18 protein-coding genes are annotated in these 19,665 nt (G+C 62.9%); 9 read left to right on the top strand and 9 right to left on the bottom strand.

Features of this window, described 5'->3' with window-relative positions; all coding sequences use genetic code 11:
• Positions 1 to 38: 38 nt before the first annotated feature.
• Together BLW62_RS05210 and BLW62_RS05205 are read right to left on the bottom strand one after the other, a co-directional pair.
• Positions 39 to 995, bottom strand: a complete 957-nt coding sequence (locus BLW62_RS05210; protein ID WP_090505804.1) for an electron transfer flavoprotein subunit alpha/FixB family protein — start codon at positions 993 to 995, stop codon at positions 39 to 41.
• On the bottom strand, positions 992 to 1,780 hold the full coding sequence (locus BLW62_RS05205) for an electron transfer flavoprotein subunit beta/FixA family protein (protein WP_090506427.1): 789 nt from the start codon (positions 1,778 to 1,780) through the stop codon (positions 992 to 994). The genes BLW62_RS05210 and BLW62_RS05205 overlap by 4 nt, the downstream gene beginning before the upstream one ends.
• Before the next feature lie 221 nt (positions 1,781 to 2,001).
• On the opposite strand from BLW62_RS05205, the gene BLW62_RS05200 reads away from it, so the two are divergent.
• The 5 genes from BLW62_RS05200 to BLW62_RS05180 all read left to right on the top strand — a co-directional run bounded on the left by BLW62_RS05200 (position 2,002) and on the right by BLW62_RS05180 (position 5,966).
• A complete protein-coding gene (locus BLW62_RS05200) occupies positions 2,002 to 2,484 on the top strand; it encodes a TRAM domain-containing protein (RefSeq protein WP_090505801.1) in 483 nt (160 codons plus the stop codon).
• A 158-nt stretch (positions 2,485 to 2,642) separates the two neighbouring features.
• Positions 2,643 to 3,641, top strand: a complete 999-nt coding sequence (locus BLW62_RS05195) for an MBL fold metallo-hydrolase (protein WP_090505799.1) — start codon at positions 2,643 to 2,645, stop codon at positions 3,639 to 3,641.
• A gap of 108 nt (positions 3,642 to 3,749) precedes the next feature.
• Positions 3,750 to 4,217: a Tfx family DNA-binding protein gene (locus tag BLW62_RS05190; RefSeq protein ID WP_090505797.1), complete on the top strand. Its 468-nt coding sequence runs from the start codon at positions 3,750 to 3,752 to the stop codon at positions 4,215 to 4,217.
• Between the two features lie 102 nt (positions 4,218 to 4,319).
• On the top strand, positions 4,320 to 4,973 hold the full coding sequence (locus BLW62_RS05185; RefSeq protein ID WP_090505795.1) for a DUF6517 family protein: 654 nt from the start codon (positions 4,320 to 4,322) through the stop codon (positions 4,971 to 4,973).
• 90 nt (positions 4,974 to 5,063) lie between these two features.
• Positions 5,064 to 5,966: an HFX_2341 family transcriptional regulator gene (locus BLW62_RS05180; protein WP_076579714.1), complete on the top strand. Its 903-nt coding sequence runs from the start codon at positions 5,064 to 5,066 to the stop codon at positions 5,964 to 5,966.
• An 18-nt stretch (positions 5,967 to 5,984) separates the two neighbouring features.
• Here BLW62_RS05180 and BLW62_RS05175 read toward each other — a convergent pair whose 3' ends face one another.
• Positions 5,985 to 8,675, bottom strand: a complete 2,691-nt coding sequence (locus BLW62_RS05175) for an efflux RND transporter permease subunit (protein WP_090505793.1) — start codon at positions 8,673 to 8,675, stop codon at positions 5,985 to 5,987.
• A gap of 154 nt (positions 8,676 to 8,829) precedes the next feature.
• Between BLW62_RS05175 and BLW62_RS05170 the strand changes: the two genes are divergently transcribed.
• The 3 genes from BLW62_RS05170 (at position 8,830) to BLW62_RS05160 (ending at position 13,510) form a co-directional block, all read left to right on the top strand.
• Positions 8,830 to 9,501, top strand: a complete 672-nt coding sequence (locus tag BLW62_RS05170; RefSeq protein WP_090505792.1) for a DUF8102 family protein — start codon at positions 8,830 to 8,832, stop codon at positions 9,499 to 9,501.
• Between the two features lie 158 nt (positions 9,502 to 9,659).
• Positions 9,660 to 12,446 carry a valine--tRNA ligase gene (locus BLW62_RS05165; RefSeq protein ID WP_090505791.1) on the top strand — a complete coding sequence of 929 codons (2,787 nt, stop codon included), beginning with the start codon at positions 9,660 to 9,662 and terminating at the stop codon, positions 12,444 to 12,446.
• A 59-nt stretch (positions 12,447 to 12,505) separates the two neighbouring features.
• Entirely contained in the window at positions 12,506 to 13,510 is a 1,005-nt protein-coding gene (locus tag BLW62_RS05160) for an immunoglobulin-like domain-containing protein (RefSeq protein WP_090505789.1), read from the top strand.
• 81 nt (positions 13,511 to 13,591) lie between these two features.
• Here BLW62_RS05160 and BLW62_RS05155 read toward each other — a convergent pair whose 3' ends face one another.
• The 5 genes from BLW62_RS05155 to BLW62_RS05135 all read right to left on the bottom strand — a co-directional run bounded on the left by BLW62_RS05155 (position 13,592) and on the right by BLW62_RS05135 (position 18,179).
• Positions 13,592 to 14,593 carry a hypothetical protein gene (locus BLW62_RS05155; protein ID WP_090505787.1) on the bottom strand — a complete coding sequence of 334 codons (1,002 nt, stop codon included), beginning with the start codon at positions 14,591 to 14,593 and terminating at the stop codon, positions 13,592 to 13,594.
• 90 nt (positions 14,594 to 14,683) lie between these two features.
• A complete protein-coding gene (locus BLW62_RS05150; protein ID WP_090505785.1) occupies positions 14,684 to 15,466 on the bottom strand; it encodes an ABC transporter permease in 783 nt (260 codons plus the stop codon).
• 45 nt (positions 15,467 to 15,511) lie between these two features.
• Positions 15,512 to 16,294, bottom strand: coding sequence for an ABC transporter permease subunit (locus BLW62_RS05145; RefSeq protein WP_090505784.1), 783 nt, complete (start codon positions 16,292 to 16,294; stop codon positions 15,512 to 15,514).
• Complete coding sequence (locus BLW62_RS05140) at positions 16,291 to 17,247, bottom strand: ABC transporter ATP-binding protein (RefSeq protein ID WP_090505782.1); 957 nt, start codon at positions 17,245 to 17,247, stop codon at positions 16,291 to 16,293. Before BLW62_RS05140 ends, BLW62_RS05145 begins: the two co-directional genes overlap by 4 nt.
• Positions 17,248 to 17,450: 203 nt before the next feature.
• Positions 17,451 to 18,179, bottom strand: a complete 729-nt coding sequence (locus BLW62_RS05135; RefSeq protein WP_090505780.1) for a DUF1405 domain-containing protein — start codon at positions 18,177 to 18,179, stop codon at positions 17,451 to 17,453.
• A 150-nt stretch (positions 18,180 to 18,329) separates the two neighbouring features.
• Between BLW62_RS05135 and pdxS the strand changes: the two genes are divergently transcribed.
• Positions 18,330 to 19,241, top strand: coding sequence for a pyridoxal 5'-phosphate synthase lyase subunit PdxS (gene pdxS / locus BLW62_RS05130; protein ID WP_090506426.1), 912 nt, complete (start codon positions 18,330 to 18,332; stop codon positions 19,239 to 19,241).
• A 77-nt stretch (positions 19,242 to 19,318) separates the two neighbouring features.
• On the opposite strand, the gene BLW62_RS05125 is transcribed toward pdxS, so the two are convergent.
• Entirely contained in the window at positions 19,319 to 19,648 is a 330-nt protein-coding gene (locus BLW62_RS05125; RefSeq protein ID WP_090505778.1) for a hypothetical protein, read from the bottom strand.
• Between the last annotated feature and the right edge of the window lie 17 nt (positions 19,649 to 19,665).

Here is a 19,665-nt window from a genome sequence, read left to right as displayed (position 1 = left end):
AGGCCGCTCGCTCCTGTGGTCGCTCGCGGTAGCCTCGATTACCCGCCGAACTCTTCGGTCAGTGCGGGGACGACGTCGAAGAGGTCGTCGTGGATCGCGTAGTCCGCGATGTCCATAATCGGTGCGTTGGGGTCCGTGTTGATCGCGACGATCGTATCCGACCCCTTCATGCCAGCAACGTGCTGGACGGCGCCCGAGATACCGATCGCGATGTAGACGTCTGGCGTGACGACTTTACCGGACTGGCCGACCTGCCGGTTCTTTGGCAGCCAGCCGTTGTCGACGATCGGTCGCGAGGAGGAAACCGTGGCGTCTAGGGCCTCGGCGAGGTCCTCGATGATCGGGATGTTGTCTTCTTCTTCGATCCCACGACCGACGCTGACGAGCACCTCGGCCTCGCTGATGTCGACGTCGCCGCCGGCAACTTCCTCGTAGCCGTTGACGGTCGAGCCGATGGCGTCCTCGTCGATCTCAACGTCGGCGGCTTCGATCGCGGCGTCGCCGGTTCCTTCGGCGACGGGCCACTCGGTACTGCGGATCGTGACGACCGACTCGCCCTCGAGTTCGTTCGTCGTCTCGACTTTGCCACCGTACATCTCGCGGGTGGCGATCAGCGTCTCACCGTCGGTCTCGAGGCCGATCGTGTCCGTGACGATCGGAAGACCGAGTTGGTTGGCGACGGCGGGTGCGTAGTCGAGGCCGTTGACGCTGTTCGGGATGAGAACGTACTGTGGGGCGAGGTCGTCGTAGAGTTGGGTGACGGCCTGCGTGTAGACGTCGTGGTTGAACTCCTCACCGTGAGAGACGGTGTGGATCGCGTCGACGCCCTCGCGGTTGAGGTTCTCGGCGAAGTCGTCGACAGCGCCGCTGATTGCGGCGAGGTGGAGGTCGCCGCCGGTTTCGTTCGCGAGTTCGCGGCCGGCGGTGATGATCTCGTAGCTGACGTCGCGGAGTTCGCCGCGGCGGTGGTCGGCGATGGCGAGAATGTCCGTCATGGTGCCACCCCCTTGTCGCGAAGCAGTTCACCTAACTCGCCGGCGGTCTCGTCGGCGCTGCCGTCCCAGACCGTCACGTCGCTCTCGCTCTCTGGTTCGTACATGTCCGTGAGGGTAAGCTGGGATTCGGTCGCGCTCTCGTCGAGTCCGAGGTCACCGAGGCTCTGGACGTCGAGTTCCTTGCGCTGGGCCTGTCGGATGCCACGCAGGCTGGCGTAGCGTGGTTCGTTGATACCCGTCTGGATCGTCAAGACGGCAGGAAGCTCGATGTCGGTGAGTTCCTCGACGCCACCCTCGAGTTCGCGTCGGACGGAGGCGACGTCTTCGAGGTCGTGCTCTAGGTGGTTGACGACGGCACCCCACTGGGCGCCGATTTCTTCGGCGAGGGAGACGCCGGTCGCGCCGAAGCTGTCGTCGCCGGCTTGGACGCCGGTCAACACGAGGTCGGGGTCTTCTGCGTCGACGACGGCGCTGAGGATCTCCGTCTTCGCGTTGACGTCGAGGAGGTCGACGTCCTCGAGGGAGTCGTCCCAGACGCGGACGGCGCGGTCTGCGCCTTTCGCGAGCGCCTGCCGGATGGTTTGTTCGCTGTCTTCTGGACCGATTGTGACAGTGACGACTTCGTCAGCGATGCCAGCTTCTTGGAGCTGGACGGCTTCTTCGACGGCGTAGTCGTCCCATTCGTTGAGATCTGCACCGAGGTACTGGTCGGCAATCTCGGTACCGTTGATCTCGAACTCGTCTTCGACGGTCGCGACTTCTTTGACCGTAACGAGGATTTTCATCATTGATCAGTGCAACGTCCGTACCGTAAATCTTTTCGAAACGCTCCTTCAGATGGCTCCGGTTCATTTAGCGATTGTAACTAAAGCAAACCCGTTGGATTACACTCACGAACGGTGTGAGACAAAGGGCTACCAGCGTTTCCTTCCACCACGTCTCGAGGCGGGCGTCGGCCGATCTCCGAGACGGAAACGGTTTAACGCCACCACTGGTAGTACGCCGTATGGCAGACTGTCCACTCGCCGACGACTGTCCGAGTTATTCCGAGCGGATCTCGGGTATGGGGTGTCAACACTACGGCGATCGAGGTGGCAAGGAGTGGTGCCAACACTACAGCCAGCCGATCGACGACCTCAAAACCCAGCCCGTCAAGTCCGGGGAAGAGGTCGTCATCGACGTCGTCGATATGCACGAAAGCGGTGCCGGCGTCGGTCGAACCGACGACGGCTTCATCGTCATGGTCGACGGAGTTCTGCCGGAAGCTCGCGCCCGAGTCGAGATCACGCGAGTTCACAGCAACCACGCCCGCGCGGAGGAACTCGAGTTGCTCCCGATGGATGGCGAGGAATCGGCTGACGGAGACGAAGACGCTGACGACGGCGAAGGCACCGTTGCCGACGGTGAGGAGGACGAATCCGAGGACGCCGTCTCGAGGGCGACCGACCGTGAGCGACTCGGTAGTCGCGAGAACTTCTGGGGATCGTAAGGGCGCTCTCGATACTGTGGACAGTCTTCGAGCGACGCTCTTTTTCCGACACGTTCGGTTCTATCGATAGATTCGTTCGACCCGCCATCGTGCCAAATTGCCCCGCGTTGTTGGCCGTTGTCACAACAGTTTTCCCACCGCTCATGTGATATGGTCCCATGGATCGAATTTCACTCTCGAATTCGGCGTTCGAAGGCGACAACAACGCCTACCTGTTAGCGGACGGTGAGGAAGTCGTGCTGATCGATACCGGCGACTGGATGGAGACGACGCGTGAGCAACTCGAGGCCGCGTTCGCCGACCGAGGACTCTCGTTTGCCAACGTCGACCGAATCTTTCTCACGCACTGGCACGGCGATCACACCGGGCTCGCAGGGCAGATTCAGGCCGAGAGCGACGCGACGGTGTACGCCCACGAAGCCGACGCAGCGCTCATCGAGGGCGACGAAGGTGCGTGGCAGGAGATGCACGACCTCCAAAAGCGGTACTTCGACCAGTGGGGGATGCCCGAGGCCAAACAGGAGGTCCTCCTCGAGCGAATGGTCTCCGGCGACGAATCGAACGACGCACCGACCGTGACGACGTTCGAAGACGGCGAGCGATTCGCCCTCGAGGGGTACGAACACGACCTCGAGGTCGTCCACGCCTCCGGACACGCCGCGGGGCTATCGATGTTCGAGACGACGGTCGACGGCCGTCGCGAGGTCGTCTCGGGCGACGCGCTGTTGCCCGTTTACACGCCGAACGTCGGGGGTGCCGACGTTCGCGTCGATAATCCACTCGAGAAGTATCTGCGAGCCTTGCAGGGTATCGTCGACGCCGAATACGACCGCGCGTGGCCGGGTCACCGCGATCCGATCGACGACCCATCGGAACGGGCCCAGTACATCATCGACCACCACGAGGAGCGTGCGTGGCGAGTTCTCGACGCGCTCGATCGGAAGGGGCCCTGTGACACCTGGACCGTCAGCGACGACCTCTTCGGCGAACTCGAGAGTATCCACATTCTCCACGGACCCGGTGAATCGTACGCTCACCTCGAGCACTTAGAACGGGCGGGAACCGTCGTCCGTGAAGACGACGAGTATCGGCTGGCGGAGGGCGTCGCCGACGAACTCGCCGACAGCGAGGACGAGCGCTGGGAACTGGCGTACTGACTCCCGCCGAGTAAATCGGGGAAGCTTTGACCTTGCTACCGGCTAACTGTATCGTATGAGCGGACGCGAATTCGGACTCGAGAGTCGTCGACGACTCGAGCAGCCGTGGTGGTCGCCGTGATCGACGAGGTAGCGGCGCTGCTCGACGACATCGGGTTCGACGCCGAGACGAGCGTACTCACCGAACGACAGGCGCAGGTGCTCGCGTTACGCGAACGTGACGAATCGCAGGCTGACATCGCGGACGCCCTCGGGACCTCTCGGGCGAACGTCTCATCCATCGAGTCGAGCGCTCGCGAGAACCTCGAGAAGGCCCACGAGACGGTCGAGTTCGCGGAGGCGCTTCGCGCACCGGTTCGCGTTAGCGTTCCTGAGGGAACCGATCTGTACGACGTGCCACAGCTCGTCTACGAGGCGTGTGACGACCAGGGCGTCAAGGTCGGCCACACTGCTCCGGATCTGATGAAGGTGGTCAGCGACGCTGCGGGCTCGGCAGTCTCGGGCCGGGAAGTGGCCGCCTCGTTGCTCGTCGGCGTGACGGCTGACGGAACAGTCCGTGTCCGACGACAGGAGTAGTTTTTCGCTCGGTAACGGCTGTTCGACGGCCGTTCGTCGACCAGTCCCCTCATTCGAGAGGGACCGCCAGAGCAAAACACTCCCGTCGCATAGCTCGCGACGATGGGGACTGACCTGCCAGCTACGCTCGCCGAGTCGTGGCACCCGATCGGAACGAAGACCGGCGAATCGAGCGTGCTCGTCGCGTCGATTCACGCCGAAACGACTGTCTACGGACCAACTGAACCTGCAGACGGAATCGAGACGCTCGAGTCACTCGACATTCCGCCTCGCTCGCTCTTCACGGTCGATCTCTCGATTTCGCCGTCGCTCTCGGCCGTCGGCGTCTCGCCGGACTCGGTCTTCTCGAAAGCGGCACCGAAGGCGAAATCACAGTTCGTCGACACGCTCGAGGACGAGGGATTGGTCGTTGAGGAGACGCGAAACACCCTCGAGTTCGAGGCGACGAACGGCGCTGCCGGTGCCTGGTACGTGCTCGATGCCGGCTACCCGGTTCCCCTCGACGGTGACGGTCGATCGACCAACCTGGGCGTCGAGGCTCACGTCGCCGTCTGGCCACTCGAGGAGACGTTCGGGATGGCCGGTGGCATCGTGCCGCTCGAGGAACCCGGCGACGGTAGCGAGACGGACGCCGGTACCCTGCCAGCGACCCTCGGATCCTTCGACCTCGACCCGGAACACGACCGGGAGACGATCGCGGAGTTAATTCGCTCGCCGTCGCCCGCTGGCGCAGCGTCATCGGCACAGTCCGAATGAGTTAGCTTCTGGCGCCTAGTTCTCGTCGAATTCGACCGGCGTCGACCCAACGTGCCGGGATTGATAACCTCACCGTGTGACGACCTACGTATGCAAACGCACATCGTTCCGGTCGGCTTCGACTACGACCGGCTGATCGCGCCCCTCGTGCGCGACCAGATCGACGTCGACAGCGTCATTTTGCTCGAGGGAGCCGTCGGCAGCGAGGCCAACGTCGAGTACTCCCGGCACCTCTCGGAGAAACTCGAGACGGACTTTCGGAACCTCCTCGGCGCGAGTACGGACCGGTTCGTCCTGGAAGATGTCTACGACTATGACGCGGCGTTCGAGCAGGCCTACGACCTGATCACGGCGGAACTCGATCGCGGGAACGAGGTCTGGGTCAACGTCGCCGCGATGCCCCGAACCGTCAGTTTCGCGTTCGCGAACGCCGCCCACTCGCTGATGGTCGAACGACAAGAGGATCGCGAAGGCATCCACACCTACTACACGGCCCCCGAGAAGTACCTCGAGACCGAACTCGCCGAAGAGCTTCGCGAGCAGATCACCCTGCTCGAGGACTTCGACGCCGAGTCGGAGTCGGTCGACGGCGACCGGATCGATTCCCGTCTCGAGAGCGCTCGCGACCTCCTCTCGGAGTTCGACGAACGCGGGACGACGATCGGTGCCAAGGAAATCGACGGCCGCCACATCGTCGAGTTGCCCGTCGCCTCGTTTTCGAACGTCAAGCCGTTCGAGGAACTCATCCTCTACAAACTCGGCGAGGACGGCGAGTTCGACTCTGTCTCTGAACTCGCCGAGGCCTTAGCTCGCGAACTCAACGAGGAGTACACCGACAGCTTCCGTTCGAAGGTCATCTACAACGTCGATCGACTCGGGCCGGGCGGCAAAGGCTACATCGAACGCGAAGAACGCGGCAAATCCTACCGCACCAGACTCTCTCGCATCGGCGAGCTATGGGTTCGCGCCCACTCCGGTGACGACTCGAGTTGACCTCGGTGACGACCGAGGTTAGTTCCGATACCGACCGAGTCGCTCGTGAACTCGCTCGCGGAGCACGAGCAAACACGGCAGCACGGTCAGGCAGGCGATAAAGGCGAAGACGATGCTCAGTCCCGTCACCAGCCCGAAGCGTTGCAACGGCGGGGAGAGTGCCAACGCGAGAACCCCGAACCCGGCCGCCGTCGTCGCCGCGCTGCCAAGTAACGCCCCGCCGGTTCCCGTGATGGTCGCGGTGAGCGCGGCCTCGAGTGACTCGCGTTCGTCTCGTTCCGCGACGAAGCGCTCGCTGACGTGGATGCTGTAGTCGACGCCCAACCCGATCGCGAGACTCGTGATGACCGCCGTTTCGCTGTTGAACGGCACGTCGAGCAGCGCCATCGTTCCAAGCAGCCACGCTAATGCGGCGACGACCGGCGCGATCGTCACCGCACCGAGGGAGGGGGCACGGTGGCGATACCAGTAGAGTCCCGTCAGGAAGACGAGGATGACGACTAACGTCACCGCGAACGCCTGCACGAGCGTCTCGAGGAGCGCATCCTGTACGACTGCCGTCGTCACCGGTCCGCCCGTCGCGACGGCCGAGACGGGTGCGGTATCCTCGATTTCGTCGGCCACATCGCGCGTGTCGTCGGCGACGTCCTGTGCGGAAGCGTCACCCTGGACGTTCACGAGGAGACGAGCGGATTCGTACTCGGTGTTGCCGCCTCCCTCGTCGCCGTCGGTTCCACCGTCCTCGTCGTCGATGTCGCTCTCGCCTTCCCCATCGACGCGGTGGAGCACGTCCGACGCTCGGTCGGCGTCGGCATCGAACAACACGTCGTAGAAGCCGGTGACGTCCTCGTTCGGGAGCCCGTCGCCGGTCGTATCGCGAGCCTCGAGTTCGCTCGCGACGGTTTCGTTGTCACTCGCGATTTCGTCGATCACCGAGTGCGGACCGTCGATTGCGGCCTCGCCGTCGGGTCGGAGAACGATGGTTCCGTCGTCGGCTTCGGTACTGTCGTCGCTCAACACACCATCGTCGGTGGTGGTGGAATCGGCCATCGCCGTCAGTGCTGCCGGATCGGTGATGTTCTCGGTCACCAGTATCTGTGTCTGCCCGCCCTCGCCGCGGTCGGCGAAGTTGTCGCCGAGATACGCCGCGTCGTCGCTAATCGTGTACGTATCGGGTGCGAGCGGTCCCGGCATGGCCTTCGCCCACTCCGGGGCATCCTCGGGGAGGAAATCCGCCTCGTTGAACTCCGTGTCGATCGTCGTCGCCCCGTAGGCCCCACCCGTCGCGAGGAGGAACGCGACGAACACGACTCCGAGCGGAACCCGTCGCGGCACCGCGGCGACCCAGGAGAGAATTCGGTTCCCGGCACCCGAACTCGCACCGAACGGGCGTTTCGCGCGATTCCGGTCGAATCGATTCTCGAGGAACGCGTCGACTTCGACTTTCAGCGCCGGGACGAGAATTGCGAAGGCGACGAACGTGGCGAGGATACCACCCGCACTCAAAATTGCGAAGTCTTGAATGGCCGGCAACGGACTCACGACGTTCGAGAGGAAGCCGACACTGGTCGACACCGTTGCCGCGGCCAGCGCGAGGACGACTCCTGCGAGACCCACGCGCATCCCAGTTCTCGAGTCGTCACCACTATCCTCGAGCATGCCTGCCCTCGCTTCACGATAGCGCATGACGACGTGTAACGCGTAGTCGATGCTCAACCCGATGAGCAGGAAGGGGACGGCGATCAGCAGTTGACTCGAGGGGATCTCGAGCCAGCCCATGATCCCGGCGAGCCAGGCCATGACGACGCTGATTCCGAACAGTCCGATGAGCACGTCGACGACGTCGCGGTAGGTGACTGCCAGCACGCCGAGGACGAGCACGAGCGCGACGGGCGTGATGATCGCGAAACTGTCGCCGACGGCGCTCGAGGACGCTTCGTCGGTGACGCCGTCGCCGAAGACGAACGCGTCGTCGAAGCGCTCGTCGACGAGGCCGTCGATTTCGACCTGTGCGTCGGCGACGGCATCGGATTCGTCGTCCGACCCCGCCCCGTCGTCCTGAAAGAGGAGGACGAGTCGCGACTCGGCCTCGGTCTCGCCCGGTTCGTAGCTGGTTGGCAGGAACTCGTAGGGATCGCCGCCTTCGTCGCCCTGTTCGGGCCCCTGTGCGTCTCCCTCGTCGTCTTCAGCCTCGTTGGGGTCGAGCACGTCGGCGAGCAAGTCCTCGACGTCCGCGTCGGAACGAGACTCGAGCGCGTCGATCTGTTCCTCGAGCGTCGGCTCGCTAGTATCGGGCGCGCCGTTTGCGTCTTCGGCGCGGTCCTCGAAGACGGCACCCGTCGCGACGATGTTCTCGAGGCTGACGAAGCCCTGTTCGTCGAGTGTCTCGTTCAGTTCGTCGTCGTCTCGCACGTCCTGTTGTAACTCGAGTCCGTCAAGGAGTGAGTCGCGCGTGAGAACGTCACCACCCTCGTCGCGAACGACGATCTGGGTGACCACGGCGTCGTCCGTCTCGTAGGTCGCCTCGATTTCCTCGAGTGCCTCGGTCTCTTCAGAGTCCGTCTCGAAATCGCCGATCTCACCGTCCTCGCTCTCGCCGATCGCTGCACCAGTGGCAACGACGGCCGTCAGGAGTAAGACGAGGACGACGACGAGTCGGCTGTGCGAGACGATCGCGTTCGCGTATCGAGTTGCGAGGTCACCTCTCACGGTTCGCCTCCCGCTTTCGCCAGCGTCTCCGCTCGCTCCGTCACCAGCGTCTCGCCTCTCCAGAAATTCCCTCGAGAATGCATTGGTAGTTCTCGAACCGGGCAAGTGATAGCCGTTGGGATCGAACCCGGTGTCGTATAATCGGAAACCGATTATGAACACGGACATCGACCGCGAACGCGGCGTCCTCAGCCCCGCGGATCGCGCCTACCTGCTCGGCGAACGGGAAATGAGTCACGACCAGTCGAAGCGAAACGCCGAGGCACGGATCAGACGCCGGATTCGTGCGGGGATACTCGATTTCGATCTGTTCTTGCACACACTGTCCGAGAAGGATCGCCGACAGATATTCGAGAAACCGGCGTCCGACGAGGCAGTGTTCGAGGCCGTTCGCGCGATGGTCGCCTTCGCCTATCTGGGACTCGAGGAGTCCGGCAGAGACTTCGACGCCGTCCTCGAGCCCGCAGTCAGGAGTGCAGAGGAGTACCTCGCCGCGACCCGAGGCGACGAAACCGTTTCGGTGGACGTGACGTTCGACGTCGAGACGACCGTCGAGTCTTCGCTCTTGGGCGTCGTCTCGCGCCTCGATGACGGCGATCCGGTTACGCCACGCGAACTCTTTACACTCGTCATGCAGGCGGAACACGACCCCACGGTCTACGACCGAATCGTCCTCACTACGGCGACCGACGAGGACCGAACGGACGGGTTTCTCGAGCGATTAGCGTCGTACCTCGAGGGCGACTTGCGACGCGTGACCGACTCGCGAGCGGTCATCGTCCTCGAGCCAGGCGAGGAGACGACTGACGGTCCGCAGACGGATTGAATTCGGGATACAAACGACGAAACACCTAACACGGCTCCCGGGGCAAGGGGTAGGTATGGCCGAATACGTCGCGGTCGCCGTCGTCGAGGGCCGCCCCGACGACGTGTTCGTAGGGCCGTCGTAGGCCCCATCTTCCCTCCCCCGTTTCGACGGATGTATTGTCGCCGACCAGCATTCACCGAACAACGACCGGTATTTCCGATGAACGAACACGCCTGCAACATCGAGACGACGCATTGCCGACGCCCTTCGCGGGCGGTGAGAGCATGAGCACAGACGCGCCCGAGCAAGCCGACGACGAGTCTCCCCTCGAGGGCGGCTACGACCCCGAAGCGGTCGAGAACCGCTGGCAGAACCGCTGGCTCGACGAAGCGGTCTACGCCTACGACGGCGATCCGGGACAGGATCCGAACACGACGTACGCGATCGACACGCCTCCGCCGACGGTTTCGGGCAGCCTGCACATGGGCCACCTCTACGGCTCGACGCTGCAGGACTTCGCCGCCCGGTTCCAACGGATGCACGACGGAAGCGTACTCTTTCCGTTCGGGTACGACGACAACGGTATCGCGAGCGAGCGTCTGACCGAGACCGAACTCGAGATCCGCCACCAGGACTACGAACGCCGCGAGTTTCAGGAACTCTGTCGCGAAGTCTGTGCGGAGTACGAAGCCGAGTTCACGGAGCAGATGCAGAGCCTCGGGACCTCGATCGACTGGTCGCACACGTACAAGACGATCGAGCCCCGCGTCCAGCGCATCTCTCAGCTTTCGTTCCTCGATCTCCACGAGAAGGGCCGCGAGTACCGCAAGAAAGCCCCCGCGATCTGGTGTCCCGAGTGCGAGACCGCGATCTCGCAGGTCGAGACCGAAGACGACGAGCGCCACTCGCACTTCAACGATATCGCGTTCGAATTGGCCTCCGACGGCGCGGACCGCGAGGAGTTCGTCATCTCGACGACGCGACCCGAACTGATCCCGGCCTGCGTCTCCGTCTTCGTCCACCCCGACGACGAGGCGAATCAGGACCTCGTCGGCGAAACGGCACGAATCCCGATCTTCGGCCACGAGGTGCCGATCATCGCCGACGAGCGCGTCGACATGGAGAAAGGCAGCGGCGTCGTGATGTGTTGTACCTTCGGCGACCAAAACGACATCGAGTGGTACCAGGCCCACGACCTGCCGCTTCGCGTTGCCATTGACGAGTCCGCGACGATGACCGATCTCGCCGGCGACTACGAGGGTATGTCCACCGAGGAGGCTCGCGAGGCCATCGTCGAGGACTTAGACGAGGACGGCTCCCTGCGCGACCGCTGGGAGATCACCCACGCCGTCGGCGTCCACGAGCGCTGTGAGACGCCCGTCGAGTACCGCGTCTCCAAACAGTGGTACGTCGAGATCCTGGATCACAAGGAGGAGTACCTCGAGGCCGGCCGGGAGATGGAGTGGTACCCCGAAAAGATGTTCACCCGGTACAAACACTGGATCGAGGGCCTCGAGTGGGACTGGCTCATCTCTCGCCAGCGCGACTCGGGAATCCCGTTCCCGGTCTGGTACTGTGCGGAGTGTGACCACGAGGTCATGGCGGAAAAGGAGGAGCTGCCCGTCGATCCCCTCTCCGACGACGCGCCAGTCGACGCCTGTCCCGAGTGTGGTCACGACGAATTCGAGCCCGAAGAGGACGTCTTCGACACGTGGGCGACATCCTCGCTGACGCCGCTGATCAACGCGGGCTGGGACTGGGACCCCGACGGCGACGGCGGTGACGGCGAATTCACGATGGCAAACCCCGAGCTCTACCCCTTCGATCTCCGGCCACAGGGCCACGACATCATCTCCTTCTGGCTGTTCCACACCATCGTCAAGTGCTACGAGCACACGGGCGAGGTGCCCTTCGACGCGACGCTGATCAACGGCCACGTGCTCGACGAGAACCGCGAGAAGATGTCCAAATCTCGTGGCAACGTCGTGGACCCGAACGACGTGCTCTCGGAGTACCCCGTCGACGCCGTCCGCTTCTGGGCGGCCAGCGCGGCCGTCGGCGACGACTTTCCCTATCAGGAGAAGGACCTCCGTGCGGGCGAGAAGCTCCTGCGCAAGCTCTGGAACGCCTCGAAACTCGTCGACACGCTCGCGCCCGCCGACCCCGAAGAACCCGAGGAACTCGAGGCGATCGACCGCTGGCTCCTCGCCGAACTGGACGACGCGACCGAAGAACTCACTGCGCAACTCGAGGAGTACGAGTTCGCGAAGGCTCGCGACCGACTCAGAACCTTCTTCTGGAACACGTTCTGTGACGATTACTTAGAGATCGCAAAAGGTCGCGAAGACAATCCCTCGACGCAGTACGCGCTGCGAACCGCACACCGAACCTTCCTCGAGTTGTGGGCGCCGTTCTTGCCCCACGTCACCGAGGAGATCTGGCAGGGTGTCTACAGCGACGGTCCCGACGACCTGGAGGCAAACAGCATCCACACCCGCGAGTGGCCGCGTCCACAGGGCTACGAGGCGGACCTCGAGGCCGGCGAGACGGCGACGGAAGTCATCTCCGCGCTTCGTCGGTACAAGAGCGAGAAGCAGTTGCCGCTCAACGCCGACCTCGAGGCGGTGTCGGTCTACGGCCCCGTCGAGGGCTTCGAGGACGCCATCCAGAACGTGATGCACGTCCAGGAGTTGACGCTGCTCGAGGACGAACCCGAGGTGACGACCGAGGTCGCCTCGATCGATCTAGATTACTCGACGCTCGGACCGAAATTCGGCTCGAAAGTCGGCGATATCGACGCCGGAATCGAGAGCGGCGAGTACGAGATCGACGAGAGCCAGGACGTTCTACGCGTTGCTGGCGAGCAACTCGAGAGCGAACTGTTCGAGGTCTCCCTCGAGCGAACCTACTCGGGCGAGGGCGAGATGATCGAAACCGAGTCGGCGGTCGTCGTCGTCGAGTAAGTTCCGATCGCTGTTTTACCTTGGCGAGCCTATTTATTGGTCCGAAATAATGTTCGCGTATGTCTGCTCCGACTCGCCGGAGACTACTCGCCGCGGCCAGCATCGGTGCCCTCGCGGGCTGTATCGAGGGAATGGAACCGAGTGGCGGATCGTCCGACGACCCCGAATCAGACGACCCCGGATCGGACGGCGCACCGACGACCTCGAGTCCGCCTGGGGACACCAAACCCGACTCCTGTCCGACCTACGGCGACAACGTTGACCGAGTCGTCTGCTACGACGACGTCGACGATGCCGAAACCGTTCTCGAGCCCGACGATCGGTGCGTCGACGACGGTGACTCGATCGCGTTTACGCTCGAGAACGGCTCCGACGAGCGTCTACAGACCAACTTCTACAATTGGCGGATAGACAAGTACGTCGACGACGAGTGGTACCGCGTCGCCCCGATGGGGCACAACGATCCCCTAATGTCGATCGAACCGGGCGAGAGCCACACCTGGACCGTGACCGTCGATCAATCGGGGGACGACGACGGAGAATTGCCAGTCGGAAGTGGCGGGACTGAAGCGCTGACTCTTCCGGCCGTCGGAGCCGGAACGTACGCGTTCCGCGCTCGCGGCTGGTTCGACGGCGACTCACACGAGGAGTCGCTCGCGTTCGCGACGACGTTCGACCTCGCGGGTGATCGCCTCGAGTTGACGCCCTCGGACGCGATTTCGGACACCAAGTGGGAGGACGACGCCCTCGTCGCTCACTCGACGCGGGGCGACCCGGACGACGACAACCACCGACTGGGAGCGTTTGACCTCGAGCGCGTCTCCGAATCCGAGGTGGGGACGGGCGACGGAGGCGACGAGGGACCGGAGTCGGTGATCACCGAACAACTGTTCCGACAGCCTCGGCTTCGGGATGTGATCGCGCTCTCGATCGAGAACGACGCCGACGAGGTTCGACTCGAGGAGTACGACGCGACGCACCCGATATTCGGCGCGCAATCGGACGGCCTCTACGAGTTTCAGGGAGAGTACTATCGGATTTCGACGCGGGAACTCGAGGAGTGACTGGTTACAGCGTCGATTGGGACCACATTAGTTACAGTGTCGATTGGGACCACGTTAGTTAGAGACGGGGCGAGACCGAACTCAATCGACCGCTACGCCTTCTTCTTCCCACGTCGCCGTCGCCGTTACTCGATCGCCGTCGATATCGACGGATCGGTTCGCTCCGGTAGTGCCGAGTGTTTCCTCGAGCGTCGCTTCGTCCGGGTCGTCGATAACCGCTGCAAAGGTACCGGTGGACGTCCCTTCGTCCTCGACGGTGAGCGACGAAACGATGCTCTCGGCGTCCTCGAGTCCCTCGAACGAAAAGTCGACGAATGCGCCGTTTTCGTCCGCCTGGACACCCCCTCCGACCTGACCGACGACGGCGTCACCGCCACCGGCGCTCGCGGCGGTCCACTCGAATGTCTCGGATTCGTCCGTCGCTCGCTCGACGTCTCCCTCCGACGCGTCGATGGTCGTCTCGAGTGCGGCCAGCGGGTCACCAGCGTCGGTGACTACGAACGCGTCGCTACCGACCGCGATCGCAGCCTCCTCACTCCCCTCGACCGGTGTGTACACGTCGTAGCCACCGATCTCGTCCGTCCGCTCGAGTTGTCTGATGAATTCGGCCTCCGGGTCGGCGGTGAGACGCTCGTCGATTTCCGCGGGTTCGATCGAGCCGATCACGACGAACGTCTCGGGGGTTTGCACCAGGTCCGAAACGCTCGAGTCGAACGCGTCGTCGTCGTCGAGAATCCCGCCGAGTCGGTACTGGCCGAGATCGAGTCCGACGAAAAAGTACGTCGAGAGCGCTCCCTCCGAGACGGGTGCGATCATCGGGTCGGCTTCGTACTCCGCTGGGACCTCGTCGTCCGGCTCTGCCTCCGCGAGTTCGTCACCGACGTAGTCGTCGATCGTCGCCCAATCCAGGTATGCGAACTCGAGTGCGCCGTCCTCGAGCGTGAGCCACTCGGTGTACGCGGGTGGCTCCTCGCTACCCTCCTGTGTGGCGACCGTGAGGGACCCTGTGGTTCCGGCGGTTGCGACTGTCGCCGTTGCCGTCGCCGCCGCGAACTCGAGCACGTCCCGTCGGTTCGGTGTCATGTGTGGACAGTACTCTGTTTACGTCAATATAGCCTGTCCCTGCGTTCGTCACCAGTTGAGTGTCGGACCGACGGCGAAACGGCGGTCAGATCAGATGTCTCGGCGCGTAAAGACGACGATGGCGACGGCGAGCAGGGCGAGAAACGCCGCCAGTAAGATCCCGGCGTCGAGAAACGCGTACTCCTCGTGGACGAGTATCGCCGTCTCGTCGTAGTACCGACTGGGTGTGACGTCGCCGATCCACTCATAGTCTGGATCCACCCTCGAGATACCGTCGACGAGCCACAGGACGAAGACCAGGCCCAGCGACGCCGCTCTGGCGGTCCGCACGTGGTCGAGGAGCACCGACAACACGAGTCCGATCCCGGCACAGACCAGCAGGTACGGCACCGAGAGCAGGTGTACCATCGCGAGCGCGACAGGGTCGAACGTCTCGCCGATGAGCAGCGCGCCGAGGAAGACGATGGCCGGGACTCCGACGTTCAACGCGACCAAGGGCACCCATAAGGCGGCAACCTTCTGGAGGACGACCGACTCTCGGGAGATCGGATTCGAGAGCGTGAGGTCCATCTTCCGGGCTCGAACGTCACTCACGATCAAGCCAGCGCCGACGTACGCGAAGTAGATGGCGACGAGGAGCGACCAGAAAAAGGAGTAAATCTCGGCGGCGATGAACCCCTCGATCGTGTGGAGTTCTTCGATTCCGAACATGTCGAACATGAACCCCGGGAACGCCTCCTCGAGCACGTCCATCTCCGCTTGAATGCCGGGAAACATCGAGAAGTAAAACGCCGACAGCACGGCGAAGACGGCGACGAGGACGAGCGAACTCCGAACCCGCTTTCTGGACTCGACGCGGAGGATGGCAGTCATGGGGAGACCTCCTGTGGGCCGAGCGCGTGATTGTCGAGTTGCATCTCAGATATCCCTCCGGACGAAGATGGCGATAGCACCGCCGAGTAAGACGAGAAACGCCGCCAGTAAGATCCCGGCGTCGAGAAACGCGTACTCCTCGTGGACGAGAATCGCCGTCGGGTCGTAGTATCGACTCGGAGTCAATTCGCCAACCCACTCGAAATCCGGGTTCATGTGGGACAGGCCGTCGACCAGCCAGAGGACGAACACCACCCCGAATGCGGTGGCTTGTGCACTCTCGACTCGGTCGAAGATCACGGAGAGCACGATACCGATCCCAGCACAGACTAACAGGTACGGAACACCGAGCGCGAGCGCCATCACGAGCGCCACGGGATCGAGCGATTCCTCGAGCACCCTCACTCCGACAAGGAGAGCGGCCAGTAGCCCGCCGTTTAACGCGACCAGGGGGACCCACAGTGCGGCGACTTTCTGGAGGACGACCGACTCACGAGAGACCGGCGTCGAGAGCGTGAGATCCATCCGACGCGTGCGGATGTCCCGCGAGATCATTCCCGCGGCAACGTACGCGAAGTAGATGCCGGCGAGGAGGACCCAGACGAACGGAAAGATGTAGCCGCCCAGAAAGCCCTCGATCGTGTGCAACTCCTCGATACCCAGTAACTCGAGTACGTACTCCGGATAGATCTCCTCGAACAGTTCGGCCTCCTCCTGGATACTCGGGAAGACGACAAGGAAGAACGCCGAGAGTACGACGAGCAAGCCGGTCAGGGTGAGCGTTCCGCGGACGAGCCGTCCCGACTCGTTGCGAAGGATGGCCGTCATCCCGTTTCCTCGGATCCTGCGCCGTAGTAGTGCTTGAAGATATCGTCCAGTTGCGGATCGCCGATATCGACGTCTTCGATGTCGAATTGGACGAGATGCTCGAGCAACGCGCCGGATTCGCCGGTGTAAGTGAACCGAACCGTCCTGTCGACGGCTTCTACGTCGATCATCTCCGGGGTGGTAAAGCGCTCCGCCTCCACCGGTTCCACAAACTGGACTCGGACGTCTTTTCCGCCCCTTCGGAGCAAGTCGTCGATCTCCTCGAGTGCCACTAACCCGCCATCGCGGATGATACCGACGCGGTCACAGACGCGCTGGACCTCGCTCAGGACGTGTGAGGAGAAGAAGATGGTCGTCCCGGCGTCGCGTTCGTCCTCGAGAAACAGGTGCATTCGGTCCTGTTTGAGCGGATCTAAGCCGGATGTTGGCTCGTCCATGATAACCAGATCCGGATCGTGCATGAACGCCTGCACGATGCCGAGCATGCGTCGATTTCCGTGCGAGTAGGTTTCGACCGGCTTCTGGAGTGGCGGCCGAAACAACTCGAGGAGTTCCTCACGCCGGTCGTCCCCGCGCATCCGGGCGAAGTAGTCGAGAACTTCTCGCCCCGTCAGTCGCTCCTCGAAGCCGAGCGTATCTGGCAGATATCCTATATTCCTCTTCACGTCGGTGAGTGCCCGTCGATCCCGAATATCCGCATCGAGGACCGTCGCCGTTCCCGCCGTCGGGGAGAGGAGTCCGAGCAGTAGTCGAATGGTCGTCGTCTTCCCCGCTCCGTTCGGGCCCAGATAGCCGAATATCTCCCCGGCCCCAACCTCGAACGTGACCTGATCGTTCGCCGTGACGTCGCCGTAGCGTTTGGTAAGGCCCTCGAGGCTAATCACTGGATTTCTGGGGGCCGAGTCAGCGTCGACAGTGTCGGTGTCGGTGTCGGTGTCTGTCTCCGTGCGCATAGATCACCACTGCTCCTGGCGTCGTCCCATCGAACGTGACGCCCAGACCACAGGAACTGACACCTCGAGTCGGTATAAATCGCGTCCCCCTTCGAGCAGACATTCGCCTCGAGGTGGCTGTTTCGCGGATTCGATTACGATAGCGTGTCGCTTGAAACAGTCGCTCGTTCGTTACTGGGCTATACGGGAGGACGAGGACGAATTCACCCGCCTCCGGGGTCAGTTCCGGGAGTTTCACCGCCGGTCCGACCGACTTCGGCTCGCTCGCACTTCTTCACTCGAGTCGCGAGCGCGAGAAAGAGTGCGAGCAGGGTGAACGTCACCTCGCCGGCGGCGATGACGCCGAGGGCGTCCGCCTCGAGGAACATGGCCGCCTCTCGCTCGACGGGAATCGTCGTGTGGTGGGGCTCGCCGACGACGGGGATGAAGTAGTCGACGATCAGGTTGCTCGCGTACCAAGCGAGTGCGACGGCGACGGCCCAGACGGGAAAGTCGGTGATTCGGTGGAGGACGAACGCCTGAACGACCATCGCGAGATGACTCCAGAAGAGAAACTGAAACATCAGGGGATGGAGGTAGGCGTACGAGTCGTAAAAGACGAGCAAGGTGTATGGCGTCCAGAGTCCGAGGATAACGTTTCCGAAGAACGCGAGCGCGGTCAGCCACGGCAGTTCGTGGCCGAGTTTCCAGGCGGCGATGGCGAGGGCGATCAACAGCGTCGCCATCGGGCTGTCGGGAACCCAGGGCCACATTACCGTCGCCGTCTCCGCGAACTGTCCGGAGTAGTACCAGAAGCCAAAGACCGTCCCGACGAGGTTGATCGCGACGACGAGCCACGCGAACCGGAGGCCGAGATCCTCGAGTAGTTTCGGCACGGGGGCGAGATACCTCGGCAGCGGATCGCGCGGTGGCAGTTGGTTCGTCGCGGACATCGTTCAATTGACGTGATGGTCGTCACTCGCAAAACAGTAGCGGTTATCCAACTCGTTACGACCGAGTATCCTCACTGTCACTTGTTATCACGAGAACTGATCTCGAGTCGAACGGACATGCGTAAGTGCAGTGGATTCAAACGGCCGTATATGACTGCGACCGAAACCGACCTCGAGGAACTGCGACGTGGAACCGATCTGATCAAGCGCGGCTTCGCACAGATGCAAAAAGGCGGCGTCATCATGGACGTCGTCAACCCCGAACAGGCTCGAATCGCCGAAGACGCCGGTGCAGTAGCCGTGATGGCGCTCGAGGCCGTCCCCGCAGATATCCGCAAACGCGGCGGGGTTGCCCGGATGGCCGACCCTGCAGACGTCGCCGAAATCGTCGAGGAAGTCTCCATTCCAGTGATGGGGAAGGCCCGGATCGGCCACACGAAAGAAGCCCAGATTCTCGAGTCCGTCGGCGTCGACATGATCGACGAGAGTGAGGTGCTGACGCCCGCCGACGACGCCTACCACATCGACAAACGCGACTTTACGGCACCGTTCGTCTGTGGCGCACGCAATCTCGGCGAAGCCCTGCGCCGGATCAACGAGGGCGCGGCGATGATCCGAACCAAGGGCGAAGCCGGCACCGGCGACGTCAATCAGGCTGTCCACCACCAGCGCACGATCAAGGGAGCCATCCGCGAACTCGAGGGCATGACCCACGAAGAGCGCGAAGCCTACGCTCGAGAGATCGAAGCCCCAGCCGAGTTAGTCCACGAGACCGCGGAGATGGGGCGTCTCCCCGTCGTCAACTTCGCCGCAGGCGGCATCGCGACGCCCGCCGACGCCGCGCTCATGATGCACCACGAGTGCGACGGCATCTTCGTTGGCAGCGGGATCTTCGGCGCCGAGAACCCGCCCGTGATGGGCGAGGCCATCGTCGAAGCCGTGAACAACTGGGACGACGCCGACGCCCTCGCAGACATTTCGAAGAACCTCGGCAAGGGCATGAAAGGCGACGCCAACGTCGACCTCCCCGAAGAAGAGAAATTGCAAGGCCGAGGCGTCTAACCTCGCTTCGCCGCTAACTGCCCGAGTCGTACTGTCTCGTCGATCTCGCCGATTCTTACGCTCGAGCGCATCGACCCTCAGCGACGCCACAGCACCATCGTACACCAAAAGCCCAGATACGTCACTATCGACCCGAGGACGAACGACAACACACTCGAGGGAGCGACGACCGCGCCAACGGCGACACCGCCGAGTGCGAGGACGACGCTACCGACCTGAACGACCGGTCGTTCCCAGTATTCGCGAACCGTTTGTGGGTCGCGATACGCGAGGAGTTCGAAGCCGATCGTTCCGAGTCCCCCGACGAACACGGGGAACACTGACAGCGACGCGTCGACGAGTACGAACGCGAAACTGGCGACGGCGAGAACGAAAAGCGCGAGAATGGCGTCTGTCAGGGTCCCCATCGGATGTTCGTGATACC

The organism is Natronorubrum sediminis (assembly GCF_900108095.1).
In the GTDB taxonomy this organism is placed as follows: domain Archaea; phylum Halobacteriota; class Halobacteria; order Halobacteriales; family Natrialbaceae; genus Natronorubrum; species Natronorubrum sediminis.
The sequence above is the reverse complement of the archived record's forward strand: the minus strand, read 5'-3'. Positions and strand labels throughout refer to the sequence as shown.

Excerpts from the sequence above, each read along its gene's own strand:
- BLW62_RS05210 (WP_090505804.1), bottom strand. The coding sequence starts at position 995 with ATGACGGACATTCTCGCCATCGCCGACCACCGCCGCGGCGAACTCCGC.
- BLW62_RS05140 (WP_090505782.1), bottom strand. The coding sequence starts at position 17,247 with ATGCGCACGGAGACAGACACCGACACCGACACCGACACTGTCGACGCT.
- BLW62_RS05135 (WP_090505780.1), bottom strand. The coding sequence starts at position 18,179 with ATGTCCGCGACGAACCAACTGCCACCGCGCGATCCGCTGCCGAGGTAT.
- BLW62_RS05160 (WP_090505789.1), top strand. The coding sequence starts at position 12,506 with ATGTCTGCTCCGACTCGCCGGAGACTACTCGCCGCGGCCAGCATCGGT.
- BLW62_RS05145 (WP_090505784.1), bottom strand. The coding sequence starts at position 16,294 with ATGACGGCCATCCTTCGCAACGAGTCGGGACGGCTCGTCCGCGGAACG.
- BLW62_RS05150 (WP_090505785.1), bottom strand. The coding sequence starts at position 15,466 with ATGACTGCCATCCTCCGCGTCGAGTCCAGAAAGCGGGTTCGGAGTTCG.
- BLW62_RS05125 (WP_090505778.1), bottom strand. The coding sequence starts at position 19,648 with ATGGGGACCCTGACAGACGCCATTCTCGCGCTTTTCGTTCTCGCCGTC.
- pdxS (WP_090506426.1), top strand. The coding sequence starts at position 18,330 with ATGACTGCGACCGAAACCGACCTCGAGGAACTGCGACGTGGAACCGAT.
- BLW62_RS05205 (WP_090506427.1), bottom strand. The coding sequence starts at position 1,780 with ATGAAAATCCTCGTTACGGTCAAAGAAGTCGCGACCGTCGAAGACGAG.
- BLW62_RS05200 (WP_090505801.1), top strand. The coding sequence starts at position 2,002 with ATGGCAGACTGTCCACTCGCCGACGACTGTCCGAGTTATTCCGAGCGG.
- BLW62_RS05155 (WP_090505787.1), bottom strand. The coding sequence starts at position 14,593 with ATGACACCGAACCGACGGGACGTGCTCGAGTTCGCGGCGGCGACGGCA.
- BLW62_RS05180 (WP_076579714.1), top strand. The coding sequence starts at position 5,064 with ATGCAAACGCACATCGTTCCGGTCGGCTTCGACTACGACCGGCTGATC.
- BLW62_RS05195 (WP_090505799.1), top strand. The coding sequence starts at position 2,643 with ATGGATCGAATTTCACTCTCGAATTCGGCGTTCGAAGGCGACAACAAC.
- BLW62_RS05170 (WP_090505792.1), top strand. The coding sequence starts at position 8,830 with ATGAACACGGACATCGACCGCGAACGCGGCGTCCTCAGCCCCGCGGAT.
- BLW62_RS05185 (WP_090505795.1), top strand. The coding sequence starts at position 4,320 with ATGGGGACTGACCTGCCAGCTACGCTCGCCGAGTCGTGGCACCCGATC.